Source organism: Pelomonas nitida (assembly GCF_043555975.1).
Classification (GTDB): Bacteria; Pseudomonadota; Gammaproteobacteria; order Burkholderiales; family Burkholderiaceae_C; genus Pelomonas; species Pelomonas nitida.
The window spans coordinates 158,945-172,152 of record NZ_JBIGIA010000010.1 but is presented as its reverse complement, the minus strand read 5'-3'; the positions used below and the strand labels follow the sequence as shown (position 1 = coordinate 172,152).

Genomic DNA, 13,208 nt, shown 5'->3' with positions numbered 1-13,208 from the left:
GCACCTGACGACGCCACTCACTCAGGCGAGCTCTTCCTTGCGCAGCTTGACGATGGGCGCCAGCACGGTGGGCAGGCTCTGCATCTTGGCCAGCGCCTCGTTCATGCGGCCCTCGACGGTGTCGTGCGTGAGGATGATGAGGTCGGTCTGCCGCTCGCCTTCCGCCGACTCGCGCTGCAGCACGGCGTCGATGGAGATGTCGTGCTCGGCCAGGATGGTGGTGATGCGCGACAGCACGCCGGCCTGGTCGGCCACGACGAGGCGCAGGTAGAACGCCGTCTGCACGTCGGCCATGGGCAGCACCGGCGTGTCGCTCATTGCATCGGGCTGGAAGGCCAGATGAGGCACGCGGTGGTCGGGGTCGGCGGTGTGCAGGCGGGTCACATCCACCAGGTCGGCGACGACGGCCGACGCGGTGGGCTCGGCACCGGCGCCCTTGCCGTAATACAAGGTCGTGCCGACGGCATCGGCCTGCACAACGACGGCGTTCATCGCGCCTTCGACGTTGGCGATGAGGCGGCTGGACGGGATCAGCGTCGGGTGCACGCGCAGCTCGATGCCGGGCGTGCCGGCCGGCGCGCCTGCGATGCCTTCACGGCGGCGCGTGATGCCCAGCAGCTTGATGCGGTAGCCCAGTTGCTCGGCGTATTTGATGTCGGTGGCCTGCAGGCTGGAGATGCCTTCCACATGCGCCTTGGCGAACTGCACCGGCACGCCGAAGGCGATCGCGCTCATGATGGTGAGCTTGTGGGCGGCGTCCACGCCTTCGATGTCGAAGGTCGGGTCGCTCTCGGCGTAGCCCAGGCGCTGCGCCTCCTTCAGCACGGTGGCGAAGTCCAGGCCCTTGCCGCGCATCTCCGACAGGATGAAGTTGGTCGTGCCGTTGATGATGCCGGCGATCCATTCGATGCGGTTGGCCGTCAGCCCTTCGCGCAGCGCCTTGATGATGGGAATGCCGCCCGCCACGGCGGCCTCGAACGCCACCACGACGCCCTTCTCGCGCGCGGCCTCGAAGATCTCCGTGCCGTGCAGCGCCAGCAGCGCCTTGTTGGCCGTGACGACATGCTTGCCGTTGGCAATGGCCCTGAGCACCAGCGAGCGCGCCGGCTCGATGCCGCCGATCAGCTCCACGACGATGTCGATCGCCGGGTTGTCGACCAGTTGTTGCGCGTCGCCGACGACGGGCACGGCATCGCCCACGACGGCCTGGTAAGCCTTGGCCCGCTCGGCATTGCGCGCCGCCACCATGGCGATCTCGATGCCCCGGCCGGCGCGGCCACGAATCTCGGTCTGGTTGCGCTGCAGGACGTTGAAGGTGCCGGCGCCGACGGTGCCGAGGCCGATGAGGCCGACTTGGATCGCTTTCATTGCAGGGCTTTCAGTCAATGTCAGTTGGGGACGGCCCGCCGCGCTTCGCTCGGGCGGCTCGTCCCACCAGGATTTCAGCTGGTGTGGCGGCGGCGGTAGCCGGCCAGGAAGTGGTCGATGCGGCCGACGGCCTCGCGCAGGTCGTCCACGTTGGGCAGGAAGACGAGGCGGAAATGGTCGTGCTCGGGCCAGTTGAAGCCGGTGCCCTGGACGATCAGCACCTTTTCCTCGGCCAGCAGTTCGTAGGCGAACTGCTGGTCGTCGGCGATGGGGTACATCTTCGGGTCCATCCGCGGGAACATGTAGAGCGCAGCCTTGGGTTTGACGACGCTGACGCCGGGGATCTGCGTCAGCAGCTCGTAGGCCAGGTCACGCTGGCGGCACAGCCGCCCGGTGGGGGCGACGAGGTCGTCGATGCTCTGGTGCCCGCCCAGTGCGGTCTGGATGGCCAGCTGGCCGGGCGTGTTGGAGCACAGCCGCAGCGAGGCCAGCATGTTCAGGCCCTCGATGTAGTCCCGGGCATGGCGCTTCTCGCCGCTGACGATCATCCAGCCAGCGCGGTAGCCACAGGAGCGATAGTTCTTCGACAAGCCGTTGAAGGTGATGAACAGCACGTCGTCGGCCAGCGAAGCCATGCTGGTGTGCGTGTTGCCGTCGTACAGCGTCTTGTCGTAGATCTCGTCGGCAAAGACGACCAGCTGGTGCCTGCGGGCCAGCTCGATGATGCCCAGCAGCAGGTCGTTCGGGTACAGCGCGCCGGTCGGGTTGTTCGGGTTGCAGACCATGATGCCGCGCGTGCGCGGCGTGATCTTGGACTCGATGTCCGCCAGGTCAGGCAGCCAGCCGGCGCCTTCGTCGCAGCGGTAGTGCACCGGACGACCGCCCGACAGCCCGACGACGGCCGTGTAGAGCGGGAAGTCGGGCGCAGGGATCAGGATCTCGTCGCCGTCGTTGACCAGCGCATTGATCGCCATCTGGATCAGCTCGGAAGCACCGTTGCCCAGGTAGACGTCGTCCACCGTGACGCCCTTGACGCCTTTTTGCTGCGTGTAGTGCACCACCGCCTTGCGCGGCGCGAACAACCCCTTGCTGTCGGTGTAGCCGCCGGCATCGCCGAGATTGCGGATCATGTCCTGCACGATCTCGTCCGGCGGCGTCAGGCCGAACACCGCCGTGTTGCCGATGTTGAGCTTGATGATCTTCTGGCCCTCTTCCTCCATCTGACGGGCCTTGTCGAGCACGGGGCCGCGGATGTCATAGCTGACGCTGGCGAGCTTGCTGGACTTGGCGATGGGCTTCAAAAGGGGCTCCGGCGCAGCGTCTCGCTGCAATGAGAAGGGACTGCCAAGTTTAAGTCGCCGGCCACGCGGCCCGCGGTTCTCGGCGACACTGCCCGCCGGTCTTCTGCCCCGCATTTTTCGATGAAGTTCCAGCTCGACGAGCCGCAAGGCGGCAACAGCATTTCGCGCCACGACGCCCAGGGTGTGTGGGTCAATGGGCAGCCCCACACGGCCAGCGTTCTGGTGCCGTGGAAGGGCAGCGTCGTCGCGTGGGCGCCTTCGCGCTTCGAGGAACTTCAGCCCGTGCATTTCGAAGCAATCCAGGCGCTCAATCCCGAGCTGGTGGTCTTCGGCAGCGGGGCGACGCTGCGATTCCCGAGCCCGGCCCTCTGGCGCCGGCTCGTCGAGGCGCGCATCGGCTTCGAGGTGATGGATATCGCGGCGGCCTGCCGCACCTACAACGTGCTGGCCAGCGAAGGCCGCAATGTGCTGGCCGCCTTGTTGATCGAGGGATGACCCGCCAGCCCCGGCGCGGTGCGTGGCCTTATAATCACGGGCTATTGCCTGCGGGCGCCCGCGTGCATTGCCTCACAGTGCAATCACGAACCGGGGACCCCGCGAGCCCAACTTGCCGCACCCCCCAATGACGCCTGCGCTCAACAAACCCCTGCCGGAAATTGAGGCTCAAGCCACCGGCGGCGTGAAGTTCACCGGCAACGCCTTCCTGGGCAAGTCGGTCGTGCTGTACTTCTACCCGAAGGACAACACGCCGGGTTGTACCACCGAAGCGATGCAATTCCGCGATCGCCACAAGGACTTCGTGAAGGCCGGTGCGGTCGTGTTCGGCGTTTCGCGCGACAACATGGCCTCGCACGACAAGTTCAAGCAGACGCTGGAACTGCCCTTCGAGCTGATCGCGGACACCGAGGAAAAGCTCTGCCACATGTTCGGCGTGGTCAAGAACAAGATCATGTACGGCAAGAAGGTCAAGGGCATCGAGCGTTCGACCTTCCTGATCGCTCCCAACGGCATCCTGGTCGGTGAATGGCGCGGCATCAAGGTCGCCGGGCACGTCGACGAAGTGCTGAAGGCCGTCAAGGGCCTGAAGAAGGAAGCCGCCTGAGCGGGCCACGCCCCGTTACGCGCCGACACCGCAGGATGTGCATAATCGGCCCATGCCCCGGGCCGCATCCTTGTCTCAGACGCCAAAGCCGCACTCATCTTGTGCGGCTTTTTGCTTTCTGGAGCTTGGTGCAAGGGGGGTTCACTTCCCGTCGACACGCCGTAAATGCCACTGCCCAAGCCTCCTGCACAACGCGCCAGCCGCCTCGATGCCACCGCTTATTCGGCCAATCTGACCCCCAGCAAACCGCGAACGACGGCTGCCGCCGTCGCCAAAGCCGCGCTGCCCGCCCTGGCGCCGGCGGCATCGGCCTCGGCGCCCACCGCCGAGGTGCTGCGCCTGCCCACGCCGGCCTCCAGCCCGGTGGCGGCCAAACCGGCAACCCCGGCCCGGCCGGCCGCCAAGACGGCCAAGCCCGCCGCGCCCAAACGCGCGCGCAAGCCCGCTGAAGCAGCCAAGCTCTTCGTGCTCGACACCAATGTGTTGATGCACGACCCGATGAGCCTGTTCCGCTTCGAGGAACACGACGTCTACCTGCCGATGATCACGCTCGAAGAGCTGGACGGCCACAAGAAGGGCATGACCGAAGTCGCCCGCAACGTGCGCCAGGTCAGCCGCGAGCTGGACCAGCTCGCGGCCAGCCTCAAGTCCAGCTCGATCGAGGAGATGAGCAAAGGCCTGCCACTCGCCGGCACCGGCCACCGCGAGGCCGAGGGCAAGCTGTTCTTCCAGACCGAGCTGATCGACGCGCCGCTGCCGCAAGGCCTGCCGCAGGGCAAGGCGGACAACCAGATCCTCGGCGTCGTGCAGGCCCTCAAGGGGCGGCATCCAGGGCGCGAGGTGGTGCTGGTGTCCAAGGACATCAACATGCGCATCAAGGCCCGCGCCCTGGGTCTGCCGGCCGAGGACTACCGCAACGACAAGACGCTGGAAGACTCCGACCTGCTCTACACCGGCGTGCAGGCGCTGCCGGCGGACTTCTGGGAGCGCCATGGCAAGACCATGGAGAGCTGGCAGCAGGGCGGCACGACCTTCTACCGCATCAGCGGCCCGTTGGTGCCCACGCTGCTCATCAACGAGCTGGTCTACCTGGAAGCGCCCGGCACCACGCCGCTGTATGCCAAGGTCACTGAGATCACCGGCAAGACGGCCGTGCTGCGCACGCTGAAGGACTACGGCAACCAGAAGCACGCCGTCTGGGGCGTCACGTCGCGCAACCGCGAGCAGAACTTCGCGTTGAACCTGCTGATGGACCCCGAGTGCGACTTCATCACGCTGACCGGCACGGCCGGCACCGGCAAGACGCTGATGACGCTGGCCGCCGCGCTGGCCCAGGTGTTCGATGACCGCCGCTACAGCGAGATCATCGTCACCCGCGTGACCGTGCCCGTCGGCGAGGACATCGGCTTCCTGCCCGGCACCGAAGAGGAAAAGATGGGCCCGTGGATGGGCGCGCTGGACGACAACCTCGAGGTGCTGGCCAAGGGCGGCTCGTCGGCTGGCGAGTGGGGACGCGCAGCCACCAACGACCTGGTGCGCAGCAAGATCAAGATCAAGAGCCTGAACTTCATGCGCGGGCGCACCTTCCTCAACAAGTTCGTCATCATCGACGAGGCGCAAAACCTGACGCCCAAGCAGATGAAGACGCTGATCACGCGCGCCGGCCCCGGCACCAAGATCGTCTGCCTGGGCAACCTCGCGCAGATCGACACGCCCTACCTGACCGAGGGCAGTTCGGGCCTGACCTTCGCGGTGGACCGCTTCAAGGGCTGGGCCCACAGCGGGCACGTGACGCTGGCACGCGGCGAACGCTCGCGCCTGGCCGACTTCGCTTCCGAGGTGCTCTGAGCGACAGGAGAACCCCATGGCCATGATCTCGCGTCGACGACTCTTGCAGGCCGCACCGCTGCTGGGTGCCGCGCTGGCCCAGGCCCAGACCCAGCCGCTGCTGAAGGAAAGCGATGACGAGGCCAAGGCCACGGACTACCACGCCGATGCCAGCAAGGTCGACAAGGCCAAATCGCCCAAGTACCAGGCCGGGCGGACCTGCGCCAACTGCGGGCTCTACACCCCGGACGGCGACAAGCCCTCCGGCGGCTGCGCCCTCTTCTACGGCAAGGACGTGCTGGCCAAGGCCTGGTGCAACGCCTGGGTCAAACCGGGCTGACCTCGCGCGCGATGGCCCGCCGGCCCGGCCTCAGTCGCCGCGCTGCTGCTCCTGCGAGAAGCGCCTGACACCTGCATCCTGAGCGGCCGCGCGCCGCCCCGCCTCGATGAGCCGGTCGATCTGCTCGGCCGGCAGCTTGAGCCGCGTCGGGATCGCGTTCAGCGCCGCCTCGTCCGCCTCCGCCAGGTCGGCGAAGCTGATCTGCGTGACGGCGAACTTCAGGTCCTCGCAGCGCCAGCCCGGGTTGGCAGCGCGGAGTTCGGCCTTGCGCTCGTCCGGCAGCGAACAACGCCAGGTGACGAGATCGCGCTCCCAGCTGTGCATCATCGGCACGAAGTAGGCGTAGCTCATGCGCATCGTGCTCTCGATGGCCGTGTCCACCGCCGCCGTGGCGATGTCCACGCCGGACGGCCCGCCCAGCTCGCGCCCCCAATCGCCGCTGGGCCCCTGCCCTGCATCCACGACGATGAACAGCATGCGGCGCAGCGTGGCGGCGTCGTGCTCGCCGATGGGCCCGTACGGCGTGTTCAGCAACACCCGGCTCTGCAGGATGCTGACCAGGCCCAGGTTGTCCGTGACGCCACCGTCCACGAGCTTCAGATAAGGCCCGACCTTCGGATCCCGGTAGTCCTTCATCGCGCGCTGCAACGCCAGCCGCAGGCGGTACTGGTCGTCACGCTCCGCGCCCCGGCGGGTCTGCAGCACCGGCAGCGGGTGACGGCAGGCGCCAGGGAACTTCTCCAGCACCACCGGCGCGAAGAACAGCGGCACGGCCATCGACGCGGCCACCGCCTCCGACACCGGGAAGCTGGCCAGATCGCTGCAGATCGAATCGAACGCGCGCTCGTGGAAGGGAAAGGCCAGCCGGTACTGCGCGTTGCTGGCATTGATCCAGACCACCGGCCGCTCACGCTTGAACAGGTCGGCGAAGGTGGCGCCATGGAAAACGTCGCGGTCCAGCCAGTCGTTCAGGTTGCTGCGGTCGTTGAGACCACCCGCGAACAGCCGCATCAGGTTGTTGGGGTTGAGCAGGCTGAAGCGCAGCCCCGCCTCGCCGTCGCGCAGCAGCACCTTCTCGCGAAAGCCCTTCAAGCCCTCGACGCCATGCAGCCCGAAATAAGCCGCCGTGATCGAGCCGCCCGACACGCTGGTGATGAAGCCGACGTCCTCCAGCAGATTGCGCCCCGGCACGGAGGGCTGCTCACGCAGGCCCTCGAGCACGCCGTAGGCGAAGGCGGACGCCCGCAGCCCACCGCCCGAGAAGCTCAGCGCGACGACCGTATCGCGCGGCTCGCTCGGCGGCTTGCGCACCAGCGGTTCGGCGACGGCCGGCTTGTTGCGCGGAGGATTCAGCGGCGCACCGGCGCAGGCGGCCAGTAGCAGGCAGAGGCAGGTCAGCAGCAAGGCGCGCATCGGGCGTCCATCATGGGGTGGCGGCGGCCGCATTGTGCCGATCCTGCCGACACCGTCACGCGCACAGTCCGAAGGCCGTTGTTCGGCGTCGGTGATCAAGCCCGCGCCCTGCGCCCGCACCTGCTGCCATCCCGGAGCCCGCGGCGCAGGACAATCCGGCGCATGCCGCAGCCCGACCGCTGGATCGCCCACCTCGACATGGACGCCTTCTACGCGTCCGTCGAGTTGCTGCGCTATCCGCAGCTCAAGGGCCAGGCGGTCGTCATCGGCGGGCGGCGGGCCGATGCCCCGCAGCAGCGGGCAGACGGCTCCTGGCACTACGCCCGGCTGCGCGACTACACCGGCCGCGGCGTCGTCACGACCAGCACCTACGCCGCCCGCGACCTGGGCGTGTTCTCGGCGATGGGCCTCATGAAGGCCGCCTTGCGAGCGCCCGATGCCATCCTGCTGCCGGCCGACTTCGACAGCTACCGCAAATACTCTCGCCTCTTCAAGGCCGCCGTGGCCGAGGTCGCGCCGGTCATCGAGGACCGCGGCATCGACGAGATCTACATCGACCTCACCGACGTGCCCGGCGTGCGCGACGCCGTGGGCCACGACCCGCTGGGCGGCGTGAAGGCCATCGCGCGCGAGATCAAGAATTCGGTCGGCCGCGCAACGGGCCTGACCTGCTCCATCGGCATCACGCCCAACAAGCTGCTCAGCAAAGTCGCCAGCGAGCTCGACAAGCCCGATGGCATCACGGTGCTGACGATGGAAGACCTGCCGGGCCGCATCTGGCCGCTGGCCGTGCGCAAGATCAACGGCATCGGCCCCAAGGCCGGCGACAAGCTCGTCAAGCTGGGGCTGGAGACGGTGGGCGACATCGCCGCGGCCGATCCGCGCTGGCTCATCGAGCAGTTCGGCGACAGCTACGGCACCTGGCTGCACCACGCGTCGCACGGGCGCGACTCGCGCCCCGTCGTCACGCACAGCGAGCCGGTGTCCGTCAGCCGCGAGACCACCTTCGAACGCGACCTGCACGCCGTGCACGACCGTGCCCTGCTGGGCCAGATCATGGACGACCTCTGCGAACGCCTGGCCAACGACCTGGAGCGCAAGCGCTACGCCGGCAAGACGGTGGGCATCAAGCTGCGCTTCGAGGGGTTCGTGACGGTCACCCGCGATCTCACGCTCAAGACCGCGATCCGGAATGCCGCCGACATTCGCGCCGCCGTGGGCCAGTGCCTCAAGCGCGTGACCTTCGACAAACGGCTGCGCCTGATGGGCGTGCGCATCAGCAACCTGAGCCACGCGGGGCAGGAGGTGGCCGCGCGAGCCTCGGTGAACAGCCCCGGCACGGCCGCCGCACCTGAAAACCTGCCGCTGTTCTGACGCAGGCCGCCCTCAGCGCGGCGCGGTGGCCGCAGGCTGCGGCAGCGCCCAGACACTGTGCGCGGGTCCGGTCAGCGCGCGTCGCCGCACCGAGCGAGACGCCGCCAGCAGCAGTGCGGCGCCGCCAAGCGCGAGCAGATCGACGCTCAGCAGCGTCAGCTCACCCCGGGCCGCCTCGGTGAGCGCCAAGGCGCCCAGGGCCCAGACATCGGCCACGACGATGCCCGCGCCCAGCAGCGCGGCCACGACACACAGCTGCTGCGCCGCCAGCGCCAGCGGCCGGTACAGCGCCCACAGCAATGCGGCCAGCAAGACGGCGAAGTACACCGTCGGCAGCCAGGGCCCCGACGCGCCCTGCCCGGCCAGCCGCACCAGCACGAACAGCGCCGCCACGCCGGCCACACAACCCAGGGCCGCGCCCACCGTCAGCCGCGCCATCAGCAGCGCCCGCCCCGGCTGCAAGACCTGCTGATGGCGCCGCCGCGACTCCACCCACAGCAGGTTGCCGCTGTAGAACAGCAGTGCCGCACCCAGCGCCAGCGCGAAGTAGAGCCAGCGCAGCAGCCAGCCGGCATAGTCGCCAAAGTGCAGGGACTGCAGACCGCGCAGCAAGGCCGTGCCCAGGCTGTAGGTCTGCGGCGTCATGAACGCCACCACACGGGCGGTGCTGCCCTGCAGCTCGACGCGGGCGAACGGGCTGAGCCGCCGCTGGTCGACCCGGCCATCCACTTCCACGTGAGCCGCCGCGTCGCCGATCAGCCGCAGGTGCAATCGCTCGGCCACAAGGCCCGGCACGGCCTGCTCGGCCGCAGCCACCAGCTCGGCCACGGAGCGCAGCGGCGCCGGCACACGCTGGGCCGGCACGGGGCGGGAAAAGCCGGCCTGCGGGCCGATGATGTCGATCAGCTTGCCGTCGTAGACCAGCAGTTGAAACGGCGCCAGCAACAGCGCCCCCAGGCCCAGCACCGCGCCGCTCCAGGCGAAGACCAGGTGAAACGGCAGCGACAGCATGCCCAGCGCGTTGTGCACGTCCTGCCACAGGCGTTTGAGGTTGTGCCCCCAGCGCATGGCCATCAGGTCCCGCATCAGGACCGGCGCGTAGATGACCACGCCGCTGACCAAGGCCAGCCCGTAGAGCAGGCTCACCAGCCCGAGCACATAAGTGCCCCAGGGCGCCGGGATGCCGGCGGTGTAGTGCAGCCGGTACAGGAAATCCGCCAGCTCGCCACGTTCGGCGCGCTCCTGCAACGCGCCGTGTTCGTCCAGCTCGAACTGGCGTAGTACCCGGCGCTGCGGGTCCTGCGCCACCACGCGAGGCCCGGCTTCGCCCTCGCCCGGCAGCACCAGCCGCAGGTCGGCCCGCAGTCGGGGCTCCTGCAGCGCGACCGCGTCCAGCAGGCGCTGGGCCTGGTCCAGCGCCTGCGGGCGATCGGCGCTCGCCGACTCGCGGCGTGCAGCGGCCGGCCCAGGCCCGGCCTCGGCCCAGGCCTCCAGCGGGTGGTGGAACAGCGTCAGCGCGCCCGCGAAGAAGGCCACGAACAGCAGCAAGCCGGTGAGCATGCCCACCGTGCTGTGGACGGCCTTGAAGCGCCGCAGCGTCGCCGCCTTCATGCCACCACCACACCGATCCAACCCAACACCTTCAACCCCTTCAGCAGCCCGGCGCTCAGCACGCCCAGCCCCAGCATCCAGGCCCACGCCCGCGCCGGCGTCGCGGCGGCGAACGGCAGGCACAGGCACAGCACCCAGACCGGAAACACCCACAGCAGCACGAACAGACTGCTGGCAGACAAGGGGCCGGGCACGCTGAGCGCCAGCAGCCCGACCAGACTCACGGCCAATGGCAGCCCGAGCAACACGGCGGCCAAGGTCCTAGACAGCATGACGGCTCCGCCAGCGCTGCCACGCCGCATCTGCGAAGGGCAGCGCCGCCAGCCCGGCCATCAGCGCGCTGAGGGCCAGCGCCAGCGCCGCCGTCACCCCCAGCGTGCCGGCCGGCAGCGCCCATCCGAGCGCCCCCAGCACACCCGCAGCCCAGCGCCAACGAACCCCGGCCAGGCGCGGCCCGAGGCGCTGATGGGAGCTGGCCCGGTAGATCAGCCAGGCGGCGGCCAACGCGCACAGCACGGCACAGCCCGTCACAGCTCGGCCTCCACGCCCACGCCGATGCGGCGGCCGTCGCCCAATCGCCCGATCAGACGCGAAGGCGTGGCCTGCGCGCGATAGACGGTGTAGGTGCGATCAAGCAGGTTGCTGCCGTCCGCAAACCAGCGCAGCTTGGGCGTCAGCGCATAGGCCAGCTTGGCATTGAGCGTGACCGAGCCCGGGTTGCGCAACGCAGCCGTGTTGGCGGTGTCGCTGAAGCGCGAGCCCTGGTAGGCCACGTCCGCGTTGATCCGCCAGGCGCCGGGCTTCCAGCTCGCCCCCAGCGAGGCGGTCTGACGCGGAGAGCTGGCGAACTGCTTGCCGGTGTAGTTGACGCTGGCCTGCTGGAACGCCAGGAACTCGCTGCGCGACAAGCCGAGCGCCGCGAACACTTCCAGCGCCGGCGTGAGCGGCCCGCGCATCTCCAGCTCCAGCCCTTGCAGCCGCGACTTGCCGGCATTGACGTAGAACACGTCCAGGCTGTTGGCGCCGATGTTGACCTGCTGGTCTCGCCAGTCGATGCGGAACACGTTGCCGGACAGCAGCACGCCCGGCAGCGGCTGCCCCTTCAATGAAAACTCGTAGTTGGTGGTGTATTCCGGGTCGAAGGTGTTCGCCCCGCGCTGGTAGCTGTAGTTCACGCCGCCGGTGCGGTAGCCGCGTTGAACCGTCGCGCCGACCATCCAGTCGGGGTTGAGCTGGTAGCGCAGCGCCAGCTTGGGCAGCAGCGAGCTGAAGCGGGTCTGCAGGGTCTGGTCACCGTCAGGCGCGATGACCTTGTTGTTCAGCAGCAGCGTCACGATGCTGGTCGCCATGGCCGTGTTGCCGGCGGTCTGCGAGCCGAACAGGCGGTCCTGCGCCTCGTGGTCGTAGCGCAGGCCGGTGGTCAAGGTCCAGGGGCCCATCCGGTAGTCGAACTCGCCGAACACCGCGCGGTTGCGCAGCCGCTGGTCGCCCAGGTTGCGGCGCAGCACGAAGTCTGCCGGGTAGCTGGCCTCGCAGGCCGCCAGCGTCTTGCAGCGGCCCAGCGTGTTCAGCACATAGGACACCGGCACCTGATAGCTGCTGTCGACGAGGCTCGGCCCCTGTGCCCAGTACACGCCCGCGACGCCGGCCAGCGGCCGCCCCCACAGCGAGGCGCTGAAGTTGGCGCGCAGCTCCTGCGAATGGCGGCGGTCGACGAAGCTGCCCTGCGAGACGCCTTGGTTGGCCTCCGTGTCGTCGTAGTCGAACTCGCGCTCATAGCGGTTCAAGGCCCAGCTGCTCAGCCACGTCCACTCGACACCCAGCGCCCGCCACGTCTGCTCGATGCCCAGGTTGCGGGAGCGGATGTAGACATTCGCCGGCTCGTTGGCCAGCGACACGCGCTGCTCGGCGCGGCGCAGGGTCAGCTCGGCAAAGCTGCGGCCCTGGTCGTGGGTCGCGTCCGAGTAGCTGACCAGCGCCTGGTAGTCGCCGTCGGTCGGGGTCAGGCGGAGCTTGCCGCGGAAGCTGCGCGCATCGTCCCGGTTCCAGCGCCGCTCGTGGCGGGTCTCGTTGACCAGATCCCCATCACTGCGGCGATCCTCGACCGCCACGCGAAAGGCGACGCGGTCCTTCACCAGCGGCCCGCCGCCGGCCACGGCCAGCCGGCGGGCGTCGAGATGGCCCGCGCTGGCCCGGCCGCGCAGGTCCCAGTCGTCGGTGGGGTTGCGGGTGCGCAGGATGACGGCGCCCGCCAGCGCGTTGCGCCCCTGGTTGGTCGACTGCGGCCCGCGCAGCACCTCCACGGCCTCGGCATCCCAGACCGACAAATCCCCCAGCGCCTGTCCCGCGCCCTCCTGCGGCACGCCGTCCACCGACACGGTGGCCGTCTTGCCGTCACCGCCGGTCGGCCCGTACAGCGGAATGCCGCGGATCGACAGGTTCAGTGCAGTGCCGACGTTGGCCATGCGGCCGATGACGTCCCGCACGCTGTCGCTGGCGCTCTCCTCGATCTGGCGCCGGTTGCGCAGGCCCACGCTTTGTGTGGAATCGAGCTCTGCCCGACGCAGCTTGTCCCCGGTCACGGTGACGGCCTCCAGCCGCTGGGCGGCGGTCGGTCCTGGCGTCACGCCTGGCGCGGTTCCCTCCACCGCGCCGTCCGGCCGCCCGGCGGTCCCGGCCGGGGCCGCTTCGACATCCGCCGCCACGGCAGGCGACGTGCCCAGCAGCCCGGCCACCAGCCCCAGCGGGGCGACCCAGTTCAACCTATTCCAACCCAGCATGGCAGCCACTCAATGCCTCTCGACCAGTCCATTCAGAAAACAGGAAATGGCTGGCATGCGGCTGGCTACTGGTGAGCATTTTGCCGCATGCG

Annotated in this window: 12 protein-coding genes; 5 read left to right on the top strand and 7 right to left on the bottom strand. The window is 68.9% G+C overall.

Annotation, left to right across the window (positions count from 1 at the left end):
* Nucleotides 1–21: 21 nt before the first annotated feature.
* Complete coding sequence (locus ACG00X_RS14600) at nt 22–1,368, bottom strand: homoserine dehydrogenase (protein WP_394488919.1); 1,347 nt, start codon at nt 1,366–1,368, stop codon at nt 22–24.
* A 74-nt stretch (nt 1,369–1,442) separates the two neighbouring features.
* On the bottom strand, nt 1,443–2,669 hold the full coding sequence (locus tag ACG00X_RS14595) for a pyridoxal phosphate-dependent aminotransferase (protein WP_394488918.1): 1,227 nt from the start codon (nt 2,667–2,669) through the stop codon (nt 1,443–1,445).
* 120 nt (nt 2,670–2,789) lie between these two features.
* On the opposite strand from ACG00X_RS14595, the gene ACG00X_RS14590 reads away from it, so the two are divergent.
* The 4 genes from ACG00X_RS14590 to ACG00X_RS14575 all read left to right on the top strand — a co-directional run bounded on the left by ACG00X_RS14590 (nt 2,790) and on the right by ACG00X_RS14575 (nt 5,938).
* Nucleotides 2,790–3,164, top strand: coding sequence for an Mth938-like domain-containing protein (locus ACG00X_RS14590; protein ID WP_394488917.1), 375 nt, complete (start codon nt 2,790–2,792; stop codon nt 3,162–3,164).
* 127 nt (nt 3,165–3,291) lie between these two features.
* Nucleotides 3,292–3,771: a peroxiredoxin gene (locus ACG00X_RS14585; protein ID WP_394488916.1), complete on the top strand. Its 480-nt coding sequence runs from the start codon at nt 3,292–3,294 to the stop codon at nt 3,769–3,771.
* 165 nt (nt 3,772–3,936) lie between these two features.
* Nucleotides 3,937–5,619 (top strand): PhoH family protein, encoded by a 1,683-nt coding sequence (locus ACG00X_RS14580; RefSeq protein WP_394488915.1) that lies wholly within the window; start codon nt 3,937–3,939, stop codon nt 5,617–5,619.
* A gap of 16 nt (nt 5,620–5,635) precedes the next feature.
* Nucleotides 5,636–5,938 (top strand): high-potential iron-sulfur protein, encoded by a 303-nt coding sequence (locus tag ACG00X_RS14575; RefSeq protein ID WP_394488914.1) that lies wholly within the window; start codon nt 5,636–5,638, stop codon nt 5,936–5,938.
* 30 nt (nt 5,939–5,968) lie between these two features.
* On the opposite strand, the gene ACG00X_RS14570 is transcribed toward ACG00X_RS14575, so the two are convergent.
* Nucleotides 5,969–7,351, bottom strand: a complete 1,383-nt coding sequence (locus tag ACG00X_RS14570) for a patatin-like phospholipase family protein (RefSeq protein WP_394488913.1) — start codon at nt 7,349–7,351, stop codon at nt 5,969–5,971.
* Between the two features lie 162 nt (nt 7,352–7,513).
* Here ACG00X_RS14570 and dinB point away from each other — a divergent pair, with 162 nt between their 5' ends.
* The gene (gene dinB / locus ACG00X_RS14565) at nt 7,514–8,725 is read left to right on the top strand and encodes a DNA polymerase IV (protein WP_394488912.1); all 1,212 of its coding nucleotides are present in this window, start codon (nt 7,514–7,516) and stop codon (nt 8,723–8,725) included.
* Nucleotides 8,726–8,737: 12 nt separating this feature from the next.
* Here dinB and ACG00X_RS14560 read toward each other — a convergent pair whose 3' ends face one another.
* The 4 genes from ACG00X_RS14560 to ACG00X_RS14545 are packed head-to-tail and all read right to left on the bottom strand — an operon-like array spanning nt 8,738 to nt 13,116.
* The gene (locus tag ACG00X_RS14560) at nt 8,738–10,336 is read right to left on the bottom strand and encodes a PepSY-associated TM helix domain-containing protein (RefSeq protein ID WP_394488911.1); all 1,599 of its coding nucleotides are present in this window, start codon (nt 10,334–10,336) and stop codon (nt 8,738–8,740) included.
* The gene (locus ACG00X_RS14555; protein ID WP_394488910.1) at nt 10,333–10,608 is read right to left on the bottom strand and encodes a hypothetical protein; all 276 of its coding nucleotides are present in this window, start codon (nt 10,606–10,608) and stop codon (nt 10,333–10,335) included. The genes ACG00X_RS14560 and ACG00X_RS14555 overlap by 4 nt, the downstream gene beginning before the upstream one ends.
* Nucleotides 10,598–10,867, bottom strand: a complete 270-nt coding sequence (locus tag ACG00X_RS14550; RefSeq protein WP_394488909.1) for a hypothetical protein — start codon at nt 10,865–10,867, stop codon at nt 10,598–10,600. Before ACG00X_RS14550 ends, ACG00X_RS14555 begins: the two co-directional genes overlap by 11 nt.
* Nucleotides 10,864–13,116, bottom strand: a complete 2,253-nt coding sequence (locus ACG00X_RS14545; protein ID WP_394488973.1) for a TonB-dependent receptor — start codon at nt 13,114–13,116, stop codon at nt 10,864–10,866. Before ACG00X_RS14545 ends, ACG00X_RS14550 begins: the two co-directional genes overlap by 4 nt.
* Between the last annotated feature and the right edge of the window lie 92 nt (nt 13,117–13,208).